The organism is Thioclava sp. F36-7 (assembly GCF_002020075.1).
Taxonomy (GTDB): Bacteria; Pseudomonadota; Alphaproteobacteria; order Rhodobacterales; family Rhodobacteraceae; genus Thioclava; species Thioclava sediminum.
In genome coordinates this window covers 23625-47314 of record NZ_MPZR01000009.1, presented here as the reverse complement: position 1 = coordinate 47314, position 23690 = coordinate 23625, and the positions used below count along the sequence as shown (strand labels likewise).

Genomic DNA, 23690 nt, shown 5'->3' with positions numbered 1-23690 from the left:
CAGGGTGGTTAGCGCGGCAGCGCCGCCGCCTCGCGCGCAAGCGCTTCGATCCCGGCCCAGTCGCCCGATTGCACCATCGCATCGGGCGCGACCCAGGAGCCGCCCGCGCAAAGAACGTTCGGCAGGCTCAGGTAATCATTGGCGTTTTTCATGCTGACGCCGCCCGTCGGGCAGAAGCTGACCTGCGGGATCGGTGCGCCGATGGCCTTCAGCGCAGGCGCGCCGCCCGAGGCTTCCGCCGGGAAGAACTTCAGCACGTCATAGCCCATCTCGAGAAGCTTCATCACCTCCGACGCGGTGGCGGCGCCGGGCAGAAGCGGCAGGCCCTCGTCCTCGCAGGCTTTCACCAGCGTTTCGGTCGCGCCGGGCGAGACGCCGAATTTCGCGCCCGCGGCTTTCGCGGCTTTCACATCGGCCGGGGTCAGCAGCGTGCCCGCGCCGACCACGCCGCCTTCGACATCGGCCATCGCACGGATCGCGTCGAGCGCGCAGGGCGTGCGCAGCGTCACTTCCAACGCGGGCAGGCCGCCCGCGACGAGCGCCTTGGCCAGAGGCGCGGCATGGGCCACATCCTTCACCACGATCACCGGCACGATCGGGGCAAGTTCGCAGATTTTGCGGGCGGATGCGGATTGTTCGCTAGGGGTCATCGGATCACTCCAGTCTGGGCCGCCCGCGCGGGCGGAGAGGGCAGGACGCTCCGCGGGGGATATTTATCGCCAAGCCGAAAGCAGAACCCTGTCTTCGCCTTGGTACAAATATCCCCGCCGGAGGCAAGAAAACTCACAGCACCACGGAGGCGCCTTTGGTGGACGGGCCGACATGGGTGCGGAAGGCGCCGAACAACTCGCGGCCGAGTCCGAACTGGTTGCCGCTGAGGTCGGGCACGACCGGCGTGCGGCTCTCGAAACCTTCGCTCAGGCAGGTCAGCTCGCCCGTCGTCGCGTCGAGCCGCACCATATCGCCGTCCTGCAGCTTCGCAAGCGGTCCGCCATCGGCGGCCTCGGGCGAGACATGGATCGCCGCCGGAACCTTGCCCGAGGCGCCCGACATCCGGCCATCGGTGACCAGCGCGACTTTCAGCCCGCGATCCTGCAGCACTGCGAGGGTCGGGGTGAGCGAGTGCAGCTCCGGCATTCCGTTCGCCTTCGGCCCTTGGAAGCGCACGACGACGATCGTGTCCGAGGTGAACTCGCCGTTCTTGAAGGCGTCCTTCACCTCGTGCTGTTCCTTGAAGACGCGGACCGGCGCTTCGATCACATGGCGCTCGGGCTTGACGGCGGAGACCTTGATCACGCCACGCCCGAGATTGCCTTCGAGCTGCTTGAGGCCGCCCGTTTTCTGGAAGGGATCGGCGGGCTTGCGCAGGATTTTCTCGTTCTGGCTCTCGGGGTCGGACTCTTCCCAGATCAGACCGCCCTCGGTGATCTTCGGCTCCTGCGTGTAGCGGGTGAGGCCGTCGCCCGCGACGGTCTTCGCGTCCTCGTGCAGCAGCCCTGCCTCCAGCAGGTGGCGGATCATGAATTGCAGCCCGCCCGCCGCATGGAAGTGGTTCACGTCGGCGAGCCCGTTCGGATAGACTTTCGCCATCAGCGGCACGGCCGAGGAAATCTCGTCGAAATCTTCCAGATCGAGCACGATCCCGGCGGCGCGTGCCATCGCGGGCAGGTGCAGGACGTGGTTGGTCGACCCACCCGTCGCCATCAGGCCGACCATGCCGTTCACGAAGGCTTTCTCGTCGAGCACTTCCGAGGCCGGGCGGTAGTCGTTGCCAAGCGCGGTGATCTCGGCGGCGCGTTTCGCGCCTGCGACCGTCAGTGCCTCGCGCAGCGGCGTGTTCGGGTTCACGAAGGACGCGCCCGGAAGGTGCAGACCCATGAACTCCATCAGCATCTGGTTGGTGTTCGCAGTGCCGTAGAAGGTGCAGGTGCCCGGGCCGTGATAGGAGGCCATCTCGGCTGCCATGAGCGCATCGCGACCGACTTCGCCGGCTGCGAATTGCTGGCGCACCTTGGCTTTCTCGTCGTTAGGCAGCCCGGTGGTCATCGGCCCCGCGGGGATGAAAATCGCCGGGATATGGCCGAAGGTCGCCGCCGCCATGATCAGGCCGGGCACGATCTTGTCGCAGACGCCCATGTAGAGCGCGGCGTCGAAGGTATTGTGGCTCAGCGAGACCGCCGCCGCCATCGCGATCACGTCGCGCGAGAAGAGCGACAGGTCCATCCCCGGCTGGCCCTGCGTGACCCCGTCGCACATCGCAGGAACGCCGCCCGCGACCTGTGCGGTGGCGCCGACTTCGCGTAGCGCCGCCTTGATCGTCTGCGGGAAGGTCTCGAACGGCTGGTGCGCCGAGAGCATGTCGTTATAGGCCGTCACGATGCCCACGTTGGGGGCGCGCTCTGCCGCGAGCGCGTCTTTGTCCTCGCCCATGGCTGCGTAGGCGTGGGCCTGATTGCCGCAGCTGAGATGCGCGCGGGCGGGGCCTGCATCGGCTGCCGCCTGCATCCGGGCAAGATAGTCGCCGCGCGGGCCTTCGGAGCGGGCGCGGATTCGGTCGGTCACACGGGCGATTGTGGCATCGAGGGTCATCGGCGGGGCCTTTCCTTGCTATGCATCTGATGCGGAACATGCAGCCCTAGCGGGCCGCTCGCGCAGCGGGCGCGGATCGCGGTCGCCTCTTCGCTATCATGTTAGCGCTAACGCTGCAACCCGTTCCCTTTGTCGATTATCTGGGGCAGTGCGGGGGTGCGGCAAGCGCGAGGGCTTTCGCGCCGGGTCGCTTGGCGCTAGGAAGGCGGCGCTTGAGACAGCGCGCGCAAGGAGCATCCGATGAGCCAGTCCGAAGACACCGCCACCCGCCCGACCGTTCGGCTGCGCCCGAAGGCCGAGGCCCGCGCGATCCGCCACGGCTTTCCTTGGGTCTATGCAGATGAGCTGGTGACGGACCGGCGCACCAAGGCGCTGGCGCCCGGCACGATCGCGACGCTGGAGGATGGCGAGCGCCGTCCGCTCGCGACGGTGACGGTCAACCCGAACTCGAAGATCATCGGCCGGGTGATGAGCCGCGACGCGGAGGCGGTGATCGACCGCGACTGGATCGCCGCGAAGCTGACCCGCGCGTTGGAGATGCGTGCGCGGTTGTTCGATGCGCCGTTCTATCGCTTGGTCCATGCCGAGGCAGACGGGCTGCCCGGCGTCATCATCGACCGTTTCGGCGATGCGGCGGTGATCCAGCCGAATGCGGCATGGTCGGAAGTGATGATCGCCGATCTCGAGGCCGCGCTAGCCGAGGTCACGGGCGTCACGACTATCATCAAGAACGCGGCAGGGCGCGCGCGCACGCTCGAAGGGCTGGACGAGGAAATGCTCACCCTGCGCGGCGGCATTGATGCGCCGGTCGAGGTGCCGATGAACGGCGCGATCTACCTCGCCGATTTGATGGGCGGGCAGAAGACGGGCCTGTTCTATGACCAGCGCCCGAACCACGCTTTCGCGGCACGGCTGGCCGAGGGCGCGCGGGTCCTCGACGTGTTCTCCCATGTGGGCGGCTTCGCGCTGGCCGCGCTGGCAGGTGGTGCGACTTCGGCGCTATCGGTCGATGCCTCGGCCCCGGCGTTGGATCTTGCGGCCAAGGGCGCGGCCGCGATGGGCATGGCGGACCGGTTTGCCACGCGTCAGGGCGATGCGTTCGACACGCTCGATGCTTTGGGCCGGGAAGGGGAGCGCTTCGATCTGGTGATCTGCGATCCGCCCGCCTTCGCGCCCGCCAAGCCCGCACTGCAGGCGGGGCTGCGCGCGTATGAGCGGATCGCGCGCATGGCCGCGCCACTGGTCGAGCCGGGCGGCTATCTGGTGCTGTGCTCCTGCTCGCATGCTGCCGATCTGTCGCAATTCCGCGCGGCCTGCACGCGCGGCATCGGCAAGGCGGGGCGGTCGGCGCAGCTCATCCACACCGGCTATGCCGGGCCCGATCACCCGATGCTGCCGCAGCTGGCGGAATCGGGCTATCTGAAATCGCTGTTCTTCCGGCTCGACTGATGCGGGTCGTGCTCGATGCCTGCGTGCTCTACCCGACGGTGCTGCGCGAGATCTTGATCGGGGCGGCCAAGGCGGGGCTCTACCGTCCGCTCTGGTCGGCGCGCATCCTCGAGGAATGGGCGCGCGCCGCCGCCCGCCGCGCGCCTGCCGACGAGGCCATCGCGCGCGGCGAGATCGCGCTGCTGCGCGCGGGGTTTCCGAAGGCCGAGATTTCCGCCCAGCCGGGGATCGAGGCGCGGCTGGTGTTGCCCGACGAGAATGACCTTCATGTTCTGGCCGTGGCGATTGCGGGCAGTGCCGATGCGATCCTGACCTTCAACGCGCAGGATTTTCCGCGCGGCACATTGGCGGGCGAGGGGCTGGAGCGGCGCGATCCAGACGGGTTCCTCTGGCAGCTTCTGTCCGAGCATCCCGATCAGATGCGCGCCATCACCGAGGCCGTGCGCGCCGAGGCCGAGCGCCTGTCGGGCGAACCGCAGCCGATCCGGGCGCTGATGAAACGCGCGCGCCTGCCACGTTTCGGTAAGGCGCTGGCGGCGTGATCTCGCGCTGCGTGTCCGGGTGTCGCCCCTTGACCGCCCGCGAAAGCCTCGCCAAACAGGCGCAATGATCGGGTTCATCACATGCCAAGAGCGCGGCGCGGCCGACAAGCTCCTTGCCCAGCTCGCCGACAGGCTGCTGTCGCAAGGGCGCGACGTGATCGGCATGGTGCGCGCCGAGGTGCCGCAGCGCTTCGAATGCGAGATGCATCTGCGCCTTTTGCCCGAGGGCGAAACCCGCACGATCTCGCAGGATCTGGGGCAGGGCGCGGGGGCCTGTTCGCTCGATGCGGGTGCGCTCGAAGAGGTCGTCGCGCAGGTCGGTCATGCGCTCGAAACGGCGCCCCCGAGCGCCATCGTGATCCTCAACAAATTCGGCAAACAGGAGGCCGCAGGGCGCGGGTGTCGCGACCTGATCGCGCAGGCGATGGCCTCCGATTTTCCGGTGCTTCTGTCCGTTCCGCCCGAAACGCGCGCCGATTTTGCGACTTTCGCAGATGGTATGGCCGAAGAAATCGTGCCGGAAATTCAGGCGCTTGAGGCGTTTCTTTCGCGTGAGAGCGCTTAATCCGCGCCCTCGCGTTGTCTCATGTCGCTCCCATGCTAGACTTGTTCAGGTAAGGTGAGTAAAAGGGGGTCGTTAGCGCTAACGGACCCCAAACACGGAGCAGCCCATGGTTTCGCGCGTCATTCCCGTCGATCGTTTCGACCTGGTGATTTTCGGCGCCACTGGCGACCTCGCCAATCGCAAAATTCTCCCCGGCCTGTTTCGTCGCTATTGCGCCGGTCAAATCCCCGAAGGATCCACCATTATCGGGGCTGCGCGCTCGGAGATGACCCCCGAGGAGTTCCGCGACCAGACCCGCGCCGCGATCGCCGAATTCGGCGGCAATAAATGCGACGACGAAAGCGCGCTGGACGGCTTCCTGCCGATGCTCGACTATGTCGCGATCGACGCGAAAGGCGATGGCGGCTGGGACGATCTGAAGTCGAAAGTCCGCGACGATACCGTCAATGCGTTCTACTTCTCGGTGGCACCAGCGCTATTCGGAGATCTGGCCGAGCGCCTGCACACGCGCGGTATCGCGGGGCCGGAGGCGCGGATCGTGGTCGAGAAACCGTTCGGGCGCGACCTCGCCTCAGCCAAGGCGCTCAACGCGGCGCTGGCGGAGTATTTCGACGAAACGCAGATCTACCGGATCGACCACTATCTCGGCAAAGAGACCGTGCAGAACCTGATGGCGGTGCGCTTCGCCAACATCCTGTTCGAGCCGCTCTGGAACAGCCAATTTGTTGATCATGTGCAAATTACCGTGGCTGAAACGGTCGGTGTGGGCGGTCGCGGGTCGTATTATGACAAGTCGGGCGCGATGCGTGACATGGTGCAAAACCACATGATGCAGCTTCTGTGCCTGATCGCGATGGAGCCGCCCTATCACTTCGATCCCGATGCGGTGCGCGACGAGAAGCTCAAGGTGATCCGCGCGCTCCAGCCCGTCCAGCCTGCCGATATCGTGCGCGGTCAATACGCGGCCAGCAAGGATGCGCCCGGCTATCTCGAAGATGCCGAGGACCCGGAGTCGACGACCGAGAGCTATATCGCGATGAAATGCCATGTCGCGAACTGGCGCTGGGTGAACACGCCCTTCTATCTGCGCACCGGCAAGCGGCTGCGCGCGCGCACTTCCGAGATCGCGATCACCTTCAAGGAGCCGCCGCACCAGATCTTCGACGACGCCGAGGGCGAGTGGCGCGAGAACGTACTGGTGATCCGGCTGCAGCCCAATGAGGGCATGAACCTGAAGATGATGATCAAGGAGCCGGGGCCGGGCGGGATGCGCCTCGTGCAGGTGCCGCTCGATATGTCCTTCGCGGAAGCTCTGGGCGACGAGGCCGACATCACCGACGCCTATGAACGCCTGATCATGGACGTGATCCGGGGCAACCAGACGCTGTTCATGCGCGGCGACGAGGTCGAGGCGGCCTGGGCCTGGACCGACCCGATCATCGAGGGTTGGGAGGCGCGTGGCGACAAACCTCAAACCTATGACAGCGGCGCGTCGGGGCCGGATGACGCGCTGATGCTGATGCATCGCGACGGACGCCGCTGGCGGGAGATTCGTGAATGAATTTCGAAAGTTATCCCGATCGCGAGATGCTGATGATGGGGCTTGCGGACCGCATCGCGAGCCAGTTGCGCGCGTCGATCAACAACGAGGGCCGTGCGACCTTGTCGGTGCCCGGCGGCTCCACGCCCGGTCCGATCTTCGACATCCTTTCCGACATTGATCTGGACTGGTCCAAGGTCGCGGTGCTTCTCAATGACGAGCGTTGGGTGCCCGAAAGCTCGGAGCGTTCGAATACACGCCTGATCCGTGCGCGGCTCCTGAAGGGCCGGGCGGCGGCGGCGACACTGGTGCCGCTTTATGCCGAGGCGGAGCGGCCCGAGGACAAGATGGCGGAACTGGCCGAGGGCATCGCGCCGCATCTGCCGATCTCCGTCCTGCTTCTGGGCATGGGCGCGGATATGCACACGGCGAGCCTGTTCCCGGGTGCCGACCGGCTGAAAGAGGCGCTGTCGAACGATGCGCCGATCTTGCTGCCGATGCGGGCCGAAGCTGCGGGCGAGCCGCGTATCACCCTGTCCGCGCCCGTGCTGCGCGACGCGATGTATACGCATATCCTGATCACCGGCGCTGAGAAGCGCGAGGCGATCGAAAAAGCCGAAAGGCTCCCTGTGGAACAGGCGCCGGTGCGCGCCGTTCTCAAGGACGCGACCGTTCACTGGGCTGAATAACTGGGCAGAGCAAGCGATGACCATCTGGCAAGACCTCCTCGACAAGGCGCAATCCGTACAATCCCGCGGAATCGGAGAATTGTTCGAAAAGGACAATCGCGCAGGCGGATTCAGCCGCGAAACCGGGCCGTTTCTGTTCGATTTCTCCAAGACCAATATCGATGCGGAGACGCTCGATCTGCTGGTGAAGCTGGCCGAGGAGAAAGAGGTCGCGGCGCGCGCCGAGGCGATGTTCACCGGTGAGAAGATCAACGACACCGAGGGCCGCGCGGTGCTGCATACCGCGCTGCGCAATCTCGACACGGACGTGTTCGTCGATGGCGAGAACGTCATGCCCGAGGTCCGCGCGACCTATGCCCGGATGGAAGCGTTTGCGCGCGACGTCCGCGAGGGCAAGTTCACGGGGCAGGGCGGCAAGATCACCGATGTGGTCAATATCGGCATCGGCGGCTCTGATCTGGGCCCGGCGATGGCGACGCTGGCGCTTGCGCCCTATCACGACGGGCCGCGCTGCCATTTCGTCTCCAACGTGGACGGGGCGCATATCCATGACACGCTGGCCGGTCTGAACCCGGAGACGACGCTGCTGATCGTGGCCTCCAAGACCTTCACCACGATCGAGACGATGACCAATGCCGAGACCGCGAAGCGGTGGATGGCCGAGAAAGTCTCGGATCCGGCGCAGCAATTCGCGGCGCTCTCGACCTCGGCTGAGAAGACCGCGGCCTTCGGGATCGATCAGGCTCGCGTCTTCGGCTTCGCCGATTGGGTCGGCGGGCGCTATTCGATGTGGGGGCCGATCGGGCTGTCGCTGATGCTCGCGGTCGGGCCGGAGGATTTCGCGGGTTTCCTCAAGGGCGCGGCCACGATGGACGCGCATTTCCGCAAGGCCGAATTCAAGGACAACCTGCCGGTGCTGCTGGCGCTGGTCGGCATCTGGCACAACCAGTTCTGCGACTACGCGACCCGCGCGGTTCTGCCCTATGATCAACGGCTTGCACGTCTGCCGGCCTATCTTCAGCAGCTGGAAATGGAGAGCAACGGCAAGCGCGTCAGCATGGATGGCAAGGACCTGCCTTACAATTCCGGGCCGGTCGTGTGGGGCGAGCCGGGCACCAACGGCCAGCACGCGTTCTACCAGTTGATCCACCAGGGCACGCGGGTCATTCCGTGCGAATTCATGGTCGCTGCCGAGGGGCATGAGCCCGATCTGGCGCATCAGCATACGCTGCTCGTGGCCAACTGTCTGGCGCAATCCGAGGCGCTGATGCGCGGGCGCTCGCTGGCCGAGGCGACCGAGATCATGCGCAAGAAAGGCTTCGAGGGTGACGAACTGGACCGTCAGGCGCGGCACCGCGTCTTCCCGGGCTCGCGCCCGTCGACCACGCTGCTTTATCCGAAACTGACCCCCGAGGTCTTCGGCGGTATCGTCGCGCTTTACGAGCACCGCGTCTTCGTCGAAGGCGTGATCCTCGGCATCAACAGCTTCGATCAGTGGGGCGTTGAGCTCGGCAAGGAGCTGGCGCTTGCGCTGGCTCCGGTGCTAAAGGGCGAGGATGCGGGCGAGGGCAAGGACGGCTCCACCCGGCAGCTTGTCGCGCGGGTGCAATCGCTGCGTGGCTGAGCCTGCCACGTGGTAACGGTGTGGTAACGGTCGCGCCTGTGGCCGGAACCGCGCCGATCATCCTTCCGTTCAGCTTATAGGCGGGGCGTGGCGCCTCGCCGTCTGGTGTTCGAACAAAGGAATTCCACGATGATCGAGTCGATGGAGAGAAGTCCCGAAGGTGTGGTCGGTCTGATCGCCTCCGGCACTGTTCTTAAACATGATGTGACCGAGGCGATGCGCCTCGTCGGGTCTGCGGATCGGATGATGGTCGTCGTCGCGCCGCGCTTCGATGGCTACGTGGCGGAACTGATCGGCGGGCTGCGTCAAAGCTGCGAAGACGGTCAGGCCGGGCGCTGCGCACTGGTCGTGCCGGAGGATATGCGCTCCGAGGCGAGCATGCAGGGCGAGGGCGGCGCGTTCCGCATCTTCACCGCGCAAGGAGACGCCGAAAGCTGGCTCGCCTCTTAACGCAGGCCGATCTCGGACAGGGCCACGGCAAGCTCGCGGGGCAGGGCTTCTTCGCGGTCGCGACCTTTCGGCAGATCGCGGGGCGCATCCTCGGGGCTGAGGTAGCGCCAGCCCTGGAAGGGGCGGCGCGACAGGGCCTCGGTGCGGACAACCTCGCGGTCGAGCACGATCGCGCAGCGCGCGATCCCGTCCGCGCCCATCACTTCGGACAGTTCCAGCACGCGCTGGCGCGCCAGCGCCGCACCCTTGAAGACCCAGTATAGCGACCCGCCGTTCAGGATCTCATCCGCGCGCTTCGGCCACATGCGCGTCACATGCATGGCCGGGCCTTTGCCATAGCGGCTGGCCTGCCACGCGATCAGGTCCTCGACCTTCTCGGCGCCGACGCACAGTTTGATCAGATTCACCACTTTGTCACCCATGCCCCTTAATTAGGTTTTCGCTCCCGCGACGGCAATGTCCGATTTGCGTCTGGCCATGCGAAGAGGCCTTAGGTATAGTGTCAGCCCGCCCCCGACGCACGATATGCGGAGGGGGCGCTCGATTTTTACCTCACTCGAACTGCTGCCAGCGAGGACCTCATGAGCCGTTTTGCCGCCCCGATTGCCGAACAGATCTGGGACATGAAATACCGTCTGAAGGAACAGGACGGGACCCCGATCGACGCGACCGTCGAGGATAGCTGGCGCCGGATTGCGCGCGCCTTGGCCGAGGTCGAGGATAAGCCCGCGAAATGGGAAGAGAAATTCTACGGCGCGCTGGAAGATTTCAAATATCTCCCCGCAGGCCGGATTGCGGCAGGTGCTGGCACCGGCCGCGCGGTGACGCTGTTCAACTGCTTCGTAATGGGCACGATCCCTGACAACATGGGCGGCATCTTCGACATGCTGAAGGAAGCCGCGCTGACGATGCAGCAGGGCGGGGGAATCGGCTACGACTTCTCCACCATCCGCCCGCGTGGGGCCGAGGTGAAAGGCGTTGCCGCCGATGCGTCCGGTCCGCTGAGCTTCATGGATGTCTGGGATGCGATGTGCCGCACGATCATGTCGGCGGGTTCGCGTCGCGGCGCGATGATGGCGACGATGCGCTGCGATCACCCCGATATCGAGAGCTTCATCACCGCCAAGCAGGATTCGGCGCGGCTGCGGATGTTCAACCTGTCCGTGCTGGTGACCGACGCGTTCATGGAGGCCGTGAAGGCCGATGGTCCGTGGGACCTGAAATACGGCGACAAGGTCTATCACACGCTGAACGCCCGCGATCTGTGGAACAAGATCATGCGCGCGACCTATGACTATGCCGAGCCGGGCGTGATCTTCATCGACCGCATCAACAAGATGAACAACCTCAACTATGTCGAGCAGATCGCCGCGACCAACCCCTGCGGCGAGCAGCCCCTGCCGCCCTATGGCGCGTGCCTGCTGGGCTCGATCAACCTCGCACGTCTAGTGACGAACCCGTTCGAGGCGGATGCGGGGCTGGACCCCGAGCAGCTCGACGAGATGGTGCGCCTTGCCATCCGCATGATGGATAACGTGGTCGACGCCTCGCGCTTCCCGCTGGAGCAGCAGCGTGAAGAGGCGCAGAACAAGCGCCGCATCGGTCTGGGCGTGACCGGTCTCGCCGACGCGCTTCTGATGCTGGGCCTGCGCTATGGCTCGGAAGAGGCGGCCGCGCAGACCGAAGCCTGGATGAAGCAGATCGCGCGGGCGAGCTATCTCGCCTCGGTCGATCTGGCCAAGGAGAAGGGTCCGTTCCCGCTCTTCGATGCCGAGAAATACCTCGCCTCGGGCAACATGATGCAGATGGACGATGACGTCCGCGAAGCGATCCGCGAGCACGGTATCCGCAACGCGCTGCTGACCTCCATCGCGCCGACCGGGACGATCTCGCTCTACGCGGGCAACGTGTCCTCGGGCATCGAGCCGGTCTTCGCCTATGCCTACAAGCGCAAGGTGCTGCAGCCCGACGGCTCGCGCACCGAGGAAGAAGTGGTCGATTACGCGGTGCAGATGTGGCGCGATAAGTTCGGGGACAAACCGCTGCCTGATTATTTCGTCAACGCCCAGACGCTCGCGCCGATGGATCACGTCCGGATGCAGGCCGCGGCGCAGAAATGGATCGACAGCTCGATCTCCAAGACCATCAACTGCCCTGAGGATATCCCCTTCGAGGCGTTCAAGTCGGTCTATATGGAAGCCTGGGACACCGGCTGCAAAGGCTGCACCACCTACCGTCCGAACGACGTGACGGGCTCGGTTCTCAGCGTGTCGGAGAAATCCGAAGACGCGCCGGAAGTCGATGAGGGCGCCGATGTGGTCTACCTGACCGAGCCGCTGGACCGTCCCGCGGCGCTGGAAGGCTCGACCTACAAGATCAAGTGGCCGGGTTCGGAGCACGCGATCTACATCACGATCAACGATATCGTCCAAGGCGGTCACCGCCGTCCCTTCGAGGTCTTCATCAACTCGAAGAACATGGAGCATTTCGCCTGGACCGTGGCGCTGACCCGGATGATCTCGGCGGTGTTCCGGCGCGGTGGCGATGTCTCCTTCGTGGTCGAGGAGCTCAAAGCCGTGTTCGATCCGCGCGGCGGGGCCTGGATGCAGGGTAAATACATCCCCTCGATCCTCGCGGCGATCGGCGGCGTGATCGAGCGTCACATGATCTCTATCGGCTTCCTCGAAGGCGAAGGGCTGGGTCTGAAATCCGACCCCGAGGCCGACCGCATGGCCATCGGCGAAGCCCCCCGCGGCAAAGCCTGCCCGTCCTGCGGCTCCTACGCCCTGCGGATGGTCGAAGGCTGCATGACCTGCGCCGATTGCGGCCACTCCAAATGCGGCTGAGCCGGGTGGGTTGAAGAGCCAGAAAAAGCAAATGAGTGCGCAGGCGAAAGCATAAGTCTGCGCACGACCTGTCAAGCTAGAATTGAAACTGGCAGACGCGCCTATTGGCATGGAGCGCACTTAGTGCTTCAAGAAATGGGCCGATGGCTCGACTAAGACCGTCGCGTTGCCCACGGGCTGAATCGTCGCCTCGTAGCCACCTGCTTTCATGCGGCGTAAATGGGATTTCTGCTCTGGGACCTTCCAGCAGTAAGGCTGGAAACGGCCCAAAGCGGTCCTTCGCCCGGACAGCAGCGAAAGACAGCATTGCTCTATCAAGCTGTCAGCATTTTCGTATTCCCAAAGTCCGCCTCAAAGCCGCTGTGGCGGGCTGCGTAGGCTGATCGAGAGAGAATGTGCGTCATTCTCGAAGGTCGGCGGATCGACCGGAGTGGAGCTGCCAGTCTCCGACTTGCTGGATGAAAAGCTCCCTGGAAAGTCAGGAGGCGCCTAATATTTGAGCGCATTCGAACCCTTCGAAGCGCCATTGGACGTCACGGCTCCTCTCCACAATCCTGTCCCCAGATTTTGGGGATAACTGCGGCGATGGGGGCGCAGGTGAGAGGGATGCGTGAGAGTGAAGGGTTGGAAAAATCAGCGCGAAATATGGTGGGGCAGGCGCGTCTGCTGAAGAAGGGCGTGCTGGCTCGGCTCGGCAGGCCTCCCTCCCCGTCACGACGTCTCCCGATCTTGAAGAAGCAGATAAATGCGAACGGGTTAGTTTTACTGAAACTTAGAAGATCGTGATGCTCAAGGGGTCCTGTTCGCTTGGAGATCCTCCTTCACTGTGAGCCTGCCTACAATCTGAGCCCTTAGAGGCCGTGAGGCTTTCGCAGGCCGCGCCGTATCGCACCCCAGAAACGACTGCCCTTCGCAAGCTGCCAATGATCACCCTTTCGTGAAAAAGTGATCAATTTGCGGTCAGCCGTCCGTATCAGATTACAACCTAAGGGTTATCTAACTTTATGTAAGCGGAGGAGGCTTATAAAATGTTTATCAATAAATTTGTAATTCCGGCGGTCAGCGCGTGTGCAATTTGCGCTATTGGTGGGGTTTCCCCAGCCGCTGCGACAGACCTTACGGCCAACCTTGGAGTTTCGGTTGGCGGGGTAGAGGCTGATGCAGGCGCATCAGTTGGCGTCGGAGGCCATAGCTCCGGAGGAGATTCATCTGGAGTGAATGTCGGGGTCGATGCCAGCGTTGGTTCGAGTGGTGGCGGCACGACTGGTGATGGTGGCGCCTCGGGGAACGGGGGTGGCGGCACCGGTAGCGGCGGCGGCACCTCGGGGAACGGGGGACAACAGCCCGGAGACACAGCCGCGAATGGGGCCGATCAATCGTCGGCAGCGGGCGCGAATTCTACAGGCGACCGCAATGCTTCCCGGTTGCAGTTGAACCAAGCTGCTGTGGTGGGCTTGCCCGTATTCTCGGCGGATAGGGTCTTCATCGGAACGGTCGAAGACGTGCAAGGGTCTGACCTGATCATCGACCTTCATGAAGGCGGAACGCTCCAACTAACCGGTGGCATCAGCCGTAGGTCCTCTCAGGGCATTTTCCTAAGTGCTTCCGAGGCGAGCCTTGCGCCGTATATCAATCGCTCATTCGTCAAGCTCGCCATCAAGTAGGTTCGAACTTCACGCGCCAGGTTGAGCGGCAACTGCTCTCGCGACGGTTGCCAGAAACGTCTTCGGGCATCTGGTTTGCCAGATGCCCGTTGAGCGACACGCTGTCAGCGAAAAGAACGACGCGTTCTCAGAGAACCTCTCCGTTCTCGCCTGCGCGATATGCCACACTGTAACCGCGCCCGTGCGGCGCGATCCCCACAGAATGATATGGAGGAGGACATACTTGTTCCTCAGGTGTCCAAGCCCAAGGAGGATGCTGCGCATCGCCATCGAGGCTCGGAACTCGTTTCAATCTAACGCTGCACTCGAGCTCACTGATCCCTTTTAGGGAGTGACCGGGGCCGACTTGCGGGAGATATTCAGTCGCGAGATGATGATGTGCTATATTTGCTAAATTTGAGCGGACCGAAATCGTTCATTGGGGACGAGCATCCTCTTTTCCCGTCTGTGATCAATAGCACAGGACGGTCTATCGCCCGTTCCTGAGGGCCTTGGCTTCGTAGCGCCGCAGGCTGCGACGGGCGATGGGCCCAAAGCTACTCCATCCCTGGCACCCGAGCTCGGGGAAGAGGTGGAGAACCTCAGATTTCGCGGCACTCGCGAGTGCCCCCATCGCGATGTCACCGGGGTGAAAGCTCTCGGTCGGAAGGGTATTACTGGTCAGAATCTGATGACGGTCGAGCAGCAGATGAAAGTATTCGACCTCGCCGGTAGTCACGCGCCGGATGGTCGTGTCGTTAACAAGATGCGTCGCGGCGACAAACACCTCGGTCTGCCCGAACAAAAGGTTTGCGCGCCAGTCACGAAGAAGAATGCGATGTCGCTGTGACACGAGCAACTCGCGATCGTTGCCGAGCGCGCCCTTGGCAATCCGGACCGGGGCGAAAGCGCCTTTTGCGGCAACCTTGCGCCGTCCGATCCAGCGCAGCGGTTGTGTTCCCTCATCCTCGGTGATCACGAGGTCGCCGACCTCCAGGTCCTCTACCGGGACAGGCCCGGAGACGGTGTCGATCAAGGTGCCGCGGGTAAAACAGACCGGCAGATCGTAAGACGCGTTGATGTCGAGATCGAAGGTGAGAACTGCGTTCTGCTCCACATACTCGGTGAGACTTCCGACGCCGAGCGCGTTCAGCACAGTGGTTAAGCCCAATGTCTTGAAGAGCGCGTTGTTTTCGATTGAGGATACCAGCCCGTCGAGTAGTGCTGCCTGATCGCCGTTGGGGTAGTTCACATATGTCTGCCCCCCTGCCTGCCATGCGACAACGTCCACCGATGAAGAGAGGTCTACATCGATCGAGCCGAGCAGGCCGAGATTCAAGGACACCGCAGATGTCGCAGTTCCGGAGCCTCCATAAGTCGCGTCGTCCCCATTCCAGCTTGCGACTTCTCCGGAGTCCCAGTCGCGTTCATTGTCGGCGTCAGAGACTTGAATTTCACCCGGTGGTTGTTCGGTGAAGGAGCTCACCACGAGCGTCCCGGTCAGGTCTGCCAACGACCCATTATAGGCGTAGGTATTTTCAAGAGTCTTCGTGATGTCATTCATTTTATTATCCCTAAGATAAATTCACTTGAGATTTAAAAAGATGAAATCGTTACCGAACTTTATTTACGGGCCCTTATTTTAATGGGGCCATCGCTCGAATGATGAATTTAGGATGCGACTTTAGACGATTCGAAGCAACCTAAGGGTGTGACGCCGCCGATCGGTTCCGGCTAAAGCTTTGGATTCCCGTGAAAGCTTCTCGCTAAGAGCCGAGCAATCCAAGCAAACGGAATTGGACGTGACACGCCAATCAAGTGGCGTCCTGACACGACCGGAAAGCGGTGGTTGCCGCTGTGCCAAGCAACGCTGAACCACCTGAGAGCGGGGCTGTCAGGAGGCGGAGTAGGGCATTCGAAGTCTTTTGGCTCGGCCACCTCTCCACTAGCGGGAAAAGTAGCTACCGGCCACTTTTGAACGGCCCGTCAATAACGGCCCATAGCGGTCATTGAGACCCTGTGCAGCGAAAGTCGCCTCTTATCGCTCGTAGATCGCTTCCTGAGCTCCACCTCGTTCACCGGCCGCCATCTCCGCGGTCTCACAGTCGCCGCTGCGGGAGCGTTGGTGAATTAGGCTTCGTTGCGCACTGCCCAGTAGGCATTGATGGATTCTTGAAGATGTGCACGCATTGCGGCCTCGGCGGCATCCGGATCATGTGCTGCGATACCGTCGAACACCTGCTGATGGCGCGCGAAGGCACGCTCCGCGGCGCCGTTGCTGCGGATCGCCACGCGGCGATGCTCCTCCAGCCAGCTTTGGACGGCTGTATGAAGGCTATCGAGGAAAACGTTCCCCGCGACCTTCGCTATTTCGAGGTGGAAGGCGATATTGGTTTCGACGAAGCCTTCGTTGTCGCCGATCTTGGCCTTGTTGGCCTCGAGCGCCGTTCGTATCGCGTCGATCTGCTCGTCCGTCGCTTTTTCCGCTGCGAGCCGTGCGAGGAAGCCTTCGAAGAGCATCCGTGCTTCTTGCAGTTGGCGTAGACGGTCCGGGCGGGACAATATGAATTTTGCCGGGCCGGCAAGATCGTCGATCATCTTCTCTGCCGTCGGTTCTACCACGCGAGCACGGCGCCCGTTCTCGAGATCGATCAAGCCTTTCTGAGCAAGGGCGAACAAGGCCTCGCGGATCGCTGTTCGACTGACGCCGAAATTCTCGCAGAGGTCTCGTTCGGCGGGCAGGAAGTCACCGGGGCGCAGGTCACCCGAGGCGATGGCGCTCTCGATCTGCTCGACAACGTCTTCATAGAGCCGCTTCCGGCGCACTTGTTCGGCCTTCAACATGCCCGTCCTCCTTTCCGATCAGTAGATATCAGCTAACAGGATTGTGTCCACCTGTAATTTGGAATAATAGGTAGACAGCTTGGGGAGGAGCCAAGCGAACGGAGGAGGAAAAAATGCTCAATTCTATCAAGGCTCGCTTGGCGGCCGGCGCGCTCATTGCGGTGACGTCGTCGTTTTCCGTCCATGCGGAAACCGTTCTGCAGCTGGCGTCGGTCGAGACGCCGCAAACGGTGTGGGGACAAGTCGCGCAAAGATTTGCGGATGGCGTAGCCGAAGCATCGGATGGAGATCTAAAGATCGAACTGGCGCTGTCAGGTTCTACCGGGTCCGTTCGAGAAACGCTTGAGGCGCTGGCCATCGGCACAAACGATATCGTCATGACCGTCGTGGCTTCGCTCAACAGCTATGATCCACTGGCTGCGATTGAGAGCTACCCTTACCTGATCCGCGACGAAGAGCACTTCAACAGGGTCTACAACGGTGAGATTGGAGACGACCTGTTCGACGCACTGGCGCAATCCTCCGGCCTGCGTTTGGTCGGCGCAGGGTCGCGCGGGCCGCGTGAAATGGCATCCAAGCGCCCGATCAATACTGTCGACGACTTGGATGGCCTGAAAATTCGTGTGCCTGGAATTGAGGTCTTCCGCGCGACCTGGGAAACGCTTGGTGCCTCGCCGACGCCGATGTCTTCGAAAGAAGTCTATACCGGCCTGCAATCGGGCATCATTGACGCGGTGGAGAACCCTCTGTCCGCGCATCTGCGGTCGAAATATTACGAAGCTGCGGATTACGTCATCATGACCCATCACGTATATGGCGCTTATACGTTTGTCTTCGACGACGCGCGCTTCCAATCCCTCACCGACGAGCAGCGTGCCATCATCAAAGAACAGGCCAAGCTGGCCTTCGAATGGGGCACGGAGCAAGCCAAGGCCGAACTCGGTGACCTGCGCGCTCAGCTGGAGGCAAACGGCGTCACCATCATCGAGCCTGATCTTGCGCCTTTCCGCGAAAAGCTCGCACCGATGGCTGCGCAGTTCCCGGACCTCGCCCCTTGGGTCAAACGCATTCAAGCCGCCGAATGATCATCTGAGCGCCTCGCCGGTCTCTGGCGGGGCGACCACGCATTCCTGAAAGACTGATCATGACCAAGCTGTTTGCGAGGCTGTCTCATTGGACAGCCGAAATCACGGGCCTCATTGCCAACCTCCTGCTCGTCGCCATGTTGCTCGCCATCGGAACGCAGGTCGTTGCGAGGTTCGTCGTCGGTGCGCCGACCGTCTGGGCCGAGGAACTGGCGCGCTTTCTCCTGGTGGCGATTACCATGGTCGGGGGCTCTGTTGCACAAATCGCGTGAGGGATTCATCTTGTGAATCCAGCGTGGTAGCTGGGGGCGCATGAGCCGACCCAGCCCCCCCGCCTACAAGACCAGGAATTGGCCCGCCTATAACGAAGCTCTGAAGCGTCGTGGCTCGCTGACGATCTGGTTCGATCCCGAGATGACCTGGGAGGCCAGGCCAACAGGCAAACGTGGCCGACAGCCTGACTATAGTGACGCAGCCATACAGACCTGCCTGACGATGAAGGTGCTGTTTGGCATGGCGCTCAGGCAGACGACGGGCTTCGTTGAGAGCCTGCTGCGCCTGACCGGCCTGGACTGGACCGTGCCCAACTTCAGCACGCTGTCGCGGCGCCAGAAGTCCCTGAAGATCAATATTCCCTACCGTGGATCCGGCGGCCCGTTGCACCTGCTGATCGACAGCACCGGCATCAAGGTCGAGGGCGAAGGGGAGTGGAACGCCCGCAAGCATGGTGGCACCAAGCGCCGGGTCTGGCGCAAGATCCACATCGGAATTGACGAGCAAACGCTGGAAATACGCGCGGCCGAGTTCACCACCAGTGATGTCGGTGACGCGCCCATGCTGCCAGAGCTTCTGGACCAGATCCCGCCAGATCACGAGGTTGCAAGCGTCACCGCTGATGGTGCCTTTGACACCCGCAAGTGCCACGATGCCATCGCCGCCCGAGGTGCCGCCGCAGTCATACCGCCACGCAAAAATGCCAGGCCATGGAAGCCCGACACTCCCGGAGCAATCGCGCGCAACGAAGCCCTGCGCGCGTCACGTCGCTTCGGGCGAAACATCTGGCGACGATGGAGCGGCTATCACCGCCGGAGCCGCGTCGAAACGAAGATGCATTGTGTGAAGCTGCTGGGCCAACGCCTGACTGCCAGGGACTTCGACCGTCAGGTTGCCGAGTTTCAGATCCGTGTGGTCGTCCTGAACGGCTTCACCGCACTCGGCATACCCGTCACTGAAGCCGTGGGATGAGTCTGTCCGGGGGAAGGGGAACCTCGACCCTCAGCCGATTTGTGCAACAGAGCCATGGTCGGGTCTGCGGCGTTACTCGAGCGTAACAGGCATATTTCCATCGACATCGTGGTTCAGATGCTGCCGCGCCGTGCGCAGGTTTTCGTCGCGTGGCTGCGCGATGCGATAACACTTACGGTGTGCGGCCTTCTGGCACATTACGGCTGGCTTTTGATGAAGATCGGCGGGCGCCAGACCTCGACCGGTTTGGGGATCAAGATGTCATTGCCTTATTTGGCGATCCCGATCGGAGCCGCGCTCATGGCGCTGGTGCTGGTGCTTTCGCGCGCTGGCCGTGTCGCGGGCCCACTTTCCGAGGAGGACCTGTGATGGACCTCGCGGAGTTGGCGCTCATTCTGATCGGCGGCATCGGGTTTTGTATCCTGATTGGTGTGCCGCTGGCGATCGCGATCATTGCGGGCGCGATGCTGGCAATCTTCGCTCACGGCGGCGCCAGTCCCGTTATTGCACCGCAACGCCTCTTCGCGGGCATGGATAAATTCTCCCTCATGGCGATCCCGGCCTTTCTGTTCGCGGGGGCGCTGATGTCCGGCGGGGGTATCTCGGCCCGGCTGATCGATTTTGCCAATGCTCTGGTTGGGCGCTTCACTGGCGGCCTCGCGATATCGAACGTGCTGTCTTCGATCCTGTTCGGCGGGATTTCGGGATCCGCCGTGGCCGACACGGCAGCGATTGGCGGAACCTTCATTCCGGCGATGGACAAGAGCGGTTATCCCACGCGTTATTCGGTCGGAATCACAGCGGCTTCGTCGCCGATCTCTCCGCTCATTCCGCCGTCAATCGCCTGGATCGTCTATGCCTACCTCACGGATCAATCTGTGTTGCGGATGTTCATCGCGGGCATCGTGCCGGGGCTGCTCTGGGGCTTGGCCTTGATCATCGCCGCCTGGGGGATCGCCAAGCGAAACGGCTATCCGGTCTTCCCCCCTGCGTCGCTTTCTGAACTGGTTCGCAAATTCATCGCCGCTCTGCCGGCACTGGCGATGCCGGTGCTGCTCTTGGCAGGTGTCCTCTCGGCACTGTTCACCGTAACCGAAGCTTCAGTCGTTCTTGTGGCCTATGCGCTTCTGGTATCCGGGGTCGTGTATCGCGAGCTGACGTGGAGAGTGTTGTGGACTGCGATCACAGAAGCTACCCGGCTAACCTCCGCGGTTATGTTGATCCTTGCGGGCGCTTCGCTCTTCGCGTGGATGCTGGCATGGGTCCATGCGCCTGAGAGCTTCGGAGCCTGGATGCAGACTTGGGTTCATACGCCTCTGGTGTTCCTGCTCGTGATCAACCTGCTTTTGCTTGTCGTCGGCATGGTGATGGAGGAGAACGCAGCCAAGGTCATGCTGTTGCCTGTGCTCTTCCCGATCAGCCAAGAACTCGGCGTAGATCCGATCCACTTCGGCGTGGTTTTCACAGTGAACCTCTGTATCGGTCTGGTAACGCCACCCATCGGGATCGTGCTGGCCGTAGCATCGGCTATCGGCCGGATCTCGATCGCCGAAGGCACAAAGGGCGTAATACCCTTCGTGCTGGTCGCGTTCGCGGTGCTGGTTGCTCTGACCTTCTTCCCGGTTTTGTCGACTGGCCTACCGGACCTGCTGCTGGGAGAGATGCCATGATTGACCGTTTCGCAAAACTCGGCACAGCGCTCGTCAGCGACGTGTTGGACGAGGCCGGCTTCCATAGCCAAACCCTCGACCCATCTCTGGGGTTCATCGGCGCGGCAAAGGCAATCTGCGGCCCGGCGATTTGCGTGCAGGGGGGCGCGGTGTGGTCACCCGCACGGATGGAAGCGCTGTCGGTCTGCAGCTCTACAGCTTGCCAGTTTTGGCACAGCCGGGATCCGTCATGGTCCTTGCAACCGGGGGGTTCCGCGGAGGAGGCGTGACCGGGGAGCTATTGGCAAATGATCTTGCCGAAGCGGGTGTCGCTGGTCTGATTACCGACGGTCTGATCCGCGACCGCGAGGCCATCGCGCAGAGCGCAATGCCAGTTATCGCCACCGGTTCTATTCCTTTGAACGGCGCACGAAGGTTCTCTCTGAACGACCATGGCGTGCCAGTAATAATGCCGGGCCCTGAGGGCGCGCAGGTGCGCATTTGTCCCGACGACATCGTGCTGGCGGATGCCGATGGCGTCGTCGTCATTCCAAAGGCCGCCGCACCGCAAATCCTCGAAATGGCTGAAACGCTGGCCGCCAAGGAATATGAACTGAAAACCGCCCCAGCCCAGACGCCCGAGGCGCGCGCCAAGGCGCGTGCGGGCCGCATGTCGCACATGGTCTGGCTACGGCAACCCGAGGGAAAACAATGAAATTCGAAGGACGCATCCTGATGCTCGGCACAGCGCCGGGCGCGATTGCTCGCCAACTTTCAGGCGAGGACATCACCCTTCAAGACGCTGGCGAGTTACGGAACGACATCTCTACGGACGAAATCACGCCCCTCCAGATCCTTCTGAACTACGACGCCAGACTGGCGCGCTATGCCCATATCGGCACGACGATTGGCGATGACAAACCCATCGGAGAAAATGCCATTGCCACGGGTGGGTTCGAGGTCATCGTCGCGGGCAAGCGCTACGGGAAAGGCTCGTCGCGCGAACATTCGCCGCTGGCAGAGAAGTCCGCAGGCATCCGGTTGGTGATTGCCGAAAGCTTCGAGCGGATCTATCGCCAGAATTGCGACAACCTCGGGATATTTACTTCCACTGATTTCACCCTGGTAGACCGGATCCGCGCTGGTGAAGACATTGGCGTTGAGGAACTGGTCGAAGGTCGGGACAGCCTCGCGCAGGCGATCCTTCAGGCGGGCGGGCTTCTGGCCTACGGTCAGTCGCGGCTGAAAGATGCGAGGCTGGCCGGCACCATGCCCGAGGGGCCTCTTACATTGGCACAGAAAATCGTCGCGCGTCATGCATCGGCGGTCGAAGGCATCGACTGGGACCAGCGCCCGGGAACTGGCGGTTTCGTTCGCGCTGATCACCGCTTCATTCACGAGTATTACACTGCCATGGCCGCACATATGCTTCACGACCGTTTCGGAGCGCCTCTCGACCTATATGATCCCGAAACCATCGTGCTGTTCGAAGATCACCTCAGCTATGCCCACCGATCGCCTACGCACTTGAAGCTCGGACTGCTGCCGCAGGTGCGCGAACTCAGCGAGGCGCATCGCAGGTTCGCCAATCAGTATGGTTTGAAGGATCACGGCTACTTGCTCGGCGAAGAGGGGTCCGAAGGCATCTCCCACGCGATGATGGCCGAAAGCTACGCGCTGCCTGGCGGGATCGTCGTCGGAACCGACAGCCATACGCCGCATTCCGGAGCAGTCGGATGTTTCGCCTATGGGGTCGGGACAACAGACATGGCCAACGCGTTCATGACTGGTGCAATCCGTCTCACGATGGCCGACAGTCTGCTCGTCCGCCTCGAAGGGGAATTGCGTCGCGGTGTCACTGCAAAAGATGTGGTGCTCGAGCTGCTCTCGACGGAGTTGATCCGCGGCGGCGGCGGTCTTGGCCGAATTTTCGAATTCACTGGACCTGTCGTATCGGCCATGTCGATCGATGAACGGGCAACCTTGACCAATATGGTGGCTGAACTTGGCGGCCTCACAGGACTCTGCGCCCCTGACAGGGAAACGGTGCGCTTCTTGAAGGAGAGGCGTGGCGTCGAGTTCGAAGTCGAAGACTGGATGCATTCGGACGAAGGCGCCACTTATGCCGAGATAATTTCGCTCGATTGTTCCGAGATTGGTCCGATGCTGGCCCGCCCCGGGGATCCGGGCAATGGCATTCCAGTTGAAGAGATGGCGGAGACCGTAAAGGTCGATATCGCCTATGGCGGTTCCTGCACCGCAGGAAAGCGTGACGACTTCGACCGCTATTTCGAAGTTGCCAAATGGGCCGCCGACCGCGGCATGACCGTTGCGCCCGGCGTTGCCCTCTATCTTCAATGCGGCACGGTTCAGGTGCGAGACTACTGCATCCGTCAAGGTTACCTGGAGGTTTTCGAGGCGATCGGAGCGGAGTTGCTTGGGCCGTCTTGCGGCGCTTGTGGCCAATGCGGTCCAGGCGTCTCGGAGCGAGCGGACCAAGTGACGATCTCTGCGATCAACCGGAATTTCCCAGGGCGTGGCGGGCCGGGAAAAACCTGGTTGGCCAGTCCGCCAACGGTCATCGCAAGTGCTATCGCCGGGCGCATCTGCACGTTCGAAGATTTGGCAGAGGCGACGTCCTGACCATCGCTTGGGCGCTTCGTCTCAGCGTTTTTTATGCGCGGCATAAGTGTCCCCTGTCTGTCGCTGGCATTTTCCTTCGGATAAGCGCGACGCGGACATACCGCGTCGCCTTGAACCCTGAGCGAGCTCCTTTCCCTAACCGGCCATTCGAGACGAGCGCGGAGAATGACCGGTTTCCGCCCTTCCTGTTTGGGCGCAGTGATCGGCCCGGAGCAGCCGTTGTGCATAACTCTGTGGCGCTGCAATGCGGTCGGTCGAAGCGGACATTCGCTGCACAATCAAACCTG

The 23690-nt window shown here is 62.5% G+C and carries 22 protein-coding genes; 17 read left to right on the top strand and 5 right to left on the bottom strand.

The features are described from left to right. Window positions 1-8: 8 nt before the first annotated feature. Window positions 9-650, bottom strand: a complete 642-nt coding sequence (gene eda / locus BMI89_RS16200) for a bifunctional 4-hydroxy-2-oxoglutarate aldolase/2-dehydro-3-deoxy-phosphogluconate aldolase (protein WP_075775624.1) — start codon at window positions 648-650, stop codon at window positions 9-11. A 133-nt stretch (window positions 651-783) separates the two neighbouring features. Next, the gene (gene edd, locus BMI89_RS16195) at window positions 784-2589 is read right to left on the bottom strand and encodes a phosphogluconate dehydratase (protein ID WP_078571878.1); all 1806 of its coding nucleotides are present in this window, start codon (window positions 2587-2589) and stop codon (window positions 784-786) included. A 240-nt stretch (window positions 2590-2829) separates the two neighbouring features. Here edd and BMI89_RS16190 point away from each other — a divergent pair, with 240 nt between their 5' ends. From BMI89_RS16190 to BMI89_RS16160, 7 genes are all read left to right on the top strand, one after another. After that, the gene (locus BMI89_RS16190) at window positions 2830-4038 is read left to right on the top strand and encodes a class I SAM-dependent rRNA methyltransferase (RefSeq protein ID WP_078571877.1); all 1209 of its coding nucleotides are present in this window, start codon (window positions 2830-2832) and stop codon (window positions 4036-4038) included. Further along, the gene (locus BMI89_RS16185; protein WP_078571875.1) at window positions 4038-4580 is read left to right on the top strand and encodes a PIN domain-containing protein; all 543 of its coding nucleotides are present in this window, start codon (window positions 4038-4040) and stop codon (window positions 4578-4580) included. The genes BMI89_RS16190 and BMI89_RS16185 overlap by 1 nt, the downstream gene beginning before the upstream one ends. Window positions 4581-4644: 64 nt before the next feature. Continuing rightward, the gene (locus BMI89_RS16180; RefSeq protein ID WP_078571873.1) at window positions 4645-5145 is read left to right on the top strand and encodes a DUF2478 domain-containing protein; all 501 of its coding nucleotides are present in this window, start codon (window positions 4645-4647) and stop codon (window positions 5143-5145) included. A gap of 106 nt (window positions 5146-5251) precedes the next feature. Beyond that, window positions 5252-6706: a glucose-6-phosphate dehydrogenase gene (zwf, locus tag BMI89_RS16175; protein WP_078571871.1), complete on the top strand. Its 1455-nt coding sequence runs from the start codon at window positions 5252-5254 to the stop codon at window positions 6704-6706. Next, window positions 6703-7374, top strand: coding sequence for a 6-phosphogluconolactonase (pgl, locus tag BMI89_RS16170; protein ID WP_078571869.1), 672 nt, complete (start codon window positions 6703-6705; stop codon window positions 7372-7374). Before zwf ends, pgl begins: the two co-directional genes overlap by 4 nt. Window positions 7375-7390: 16 nt before the next feature. Further along, complete coding sequence (pgi, locus tag BMI89_RS16165; protein WP_078571868.1) at window positions 7391-8998, top strand: glucose-6-phosphate isomerase; 1608 nt, start codon at window positions 7391-7393, stop codon at window positions 8996-8998. Between the two features lie 129 nt (window positions 8999-9127). Beyond that, window positions 9128-9448 carry a hypothetical protein gene (locus BMI89_RS16160; RefSeq protein WP_078571866.1) on the top strand — a complete coding sequence of 107 codons (321 nt, stop codon included), beginning with the start codon at window positions 9128-9130 and terminating at the stop codon, window positions 9446-9448. On the opposite strand, the gene BMI89_RS16155 is transcribed toward BMI89_RS16160, so the two are convergent. Beyond that, window positions 9445-9870 carry a DUF1489 domain-containing protein gene (locus BMI89_RS16155; RefSeq protein WP_078571865.1) on the bottom strand — a complete coding sequence of 142 codons (426 nt, stop codon included), beginning with the start codon at window positions 9868-9870 and terminating at the stop codon, window positions 9445-9447. The genes BMI89_RS16160 and BMI89_RS16155 overlap by 4 nt on opposite strands. 159 nt (window positions 9871-10029) lie before the next feature. Here BMI89_RS16155 and BMI89_RS16150 point away from each other — a divergent pair, with 159 nt between their 5' ends. Together BMI89_RS16150 and BMI89_RS16145 are read left to right on the top strand one after the other, a co-directional pair. Beyond that, a complete protein-coding gene (locus tag BMI89_RS16150; protein ID WP_078542871.1) occupies window positions 10030-12294 on the top strand; it encodes an adenosylcobalamin-dependent ribonucleoside-diphosphate reductase in 2265 nt (754 codons plus the stop codon). 1028 nt (window positions 12295-13322) lie between these two features. Next, window positions 13323-13958, top strand: coding sequence for a hypothetical protein (locus tag BMI89_RS16145; RefSeq protein ID WP_143593931.1), 636 nt, complete (start codon window positions 13323-13325; stop codon window positions 13956-13958). Window positions 13959-14427: 469 nt separating this feature from the next. Here BMI89_RS16145 and BMI89_RS16140 read toward each other — a convergent pair whose 3' ends face one another. Both BMI89_RS16140 and BMI89_RS16135 read right to left on the bottom strand, forming a co-directional pair. Continuing rightward, window positions 14428-15501 (bottom strand): Hint domain-containing protein, encoded by a 1074-nt coding sequence (locus tag BMI89_RS16140; RefSeq protein ID WP_078571862.1) that lies wholly within the window; start codon window positions 15499-15501, stop codon window positions 14428-14430. A 566-nt stretch (window positions 15502-16067) separates the two neighbouring features. Next, the gene (locus BMI89_RS16135; protein WP_078571860.1) at window positions 16068-16781 is read right to left on the bottom strand and encodes an FCD domain-containing protein; all 714 of its coding nucleotides are present in this window, start codon (window positions 16779-16781) and stop codon (window positions 16068-16070) included. 113 nt (window positions 16782-16894) lie between these two features. On the opposite strand from BMI89_RS16135, the gene BMI89_RS16130 reads away from it, so the two are divergent. Genes BMI89_RS16130 through BMI89_RS16095 form a run of 8 tightly spaced genes read left to right on the top strand, consistent with a single transcriptional unit; the run spans window position 16895 to window position 23403 of the window. Beyond that, window positions 16895-17866, top strand: a complete 972-nt coding sequence (locus BMI89_RS16130; protein WP_078571859.1) for a TRAP transporter substrate-binding protein — start codon at window positions 16895-16897, stop codon at window positions 17864-17866. A 59-nt stretch (window positions 17867-17925) separates the two neighbouring features. Then, window positions 17926-18138, top strand: a complete 213-nt coding sequence (locus tag BMI89_RS16125) for a TRAP transporter small permease subunit (protein ID WP_078571857.1) — start codon at window positions 17926-17928, stop codon at window positions 18136-18138. 40 nt (window positions 18139-18178) lie between these two features. Continuing rightward, complete coding sequence (locus BMI89_RS16120) at window positions 18179-19111, top strand: IS5 family transposase (RefSeq protein ID WP_038142964.1); 933 nt, start codon at window positions 18179-18181, stop codon at window positions 19109-19111. A 54-nt stretch (window positions 19112-19165) separates the two neighbouring features. Then, on the top strand, window positions 19166-19480 hold the full coding sequence (locus BMI89_RS16115) for a TRAP transporter small permease subunit (protein ID WP_078571856.1): 315 nt from the start codon (window positions 19166-19168) through the stop codon (window positions 19478-19480). Beyond that, window positions 19480-20781, top strand: a complete 1302-nt coding sequence (locus BMI89_RS16110; protein WP_078571854.1) for a TRAP transporter large permease — start codon at window positions 19480-19482, stop codon at window positions 20779-20781. Before BMI89_RS16115 ends, BMI89_RS16110 begins: the two co-directional genes overlap by 1 nt. Next, window positions 20778-21050 (top strand): hypothetical protein, encoded by a 273-nt coding sequence (locus BMI89_RS20915; RefSeq protein ID WP_078571852.1) that lies wholly within the window; start codon window positions 20778-20780, stop codon window positions 21048-21050. Before BMI89_RS16110 ends, BMI89_RS20915 begins: the two co-directional genes overlap by 4 nt. After that, a complete protein-coding gene (locus tag BMI89_RS16100; protein WP_246832054.1) occupies window positions 21047-21475 on the top strand; it encodes an RraA family protein in 429 nt (142 codons plus the stop codon). The genes BMI89_RS20915 and BMI89_RS16100 overlap by 4 nt, the downstream gene beginning before the upstream one ends. Continuing rightward, complete coding sequence (locus tag BMI89_RS16095) at window positions 21472-23403, top strand: aconitase family protein (RefSeq protein WP_078571850.1); 1932 nt, start codon at window positions 21472-21474, stop codon at window positions 23401-23403. Before BMI89_RS16100 ends, BMI89_RS16095 begins: the two co-directional genes overlap by 4 nt. The last annotated feature ends 287 nt before the right edge of the window (window positions 23404-23690 follow it).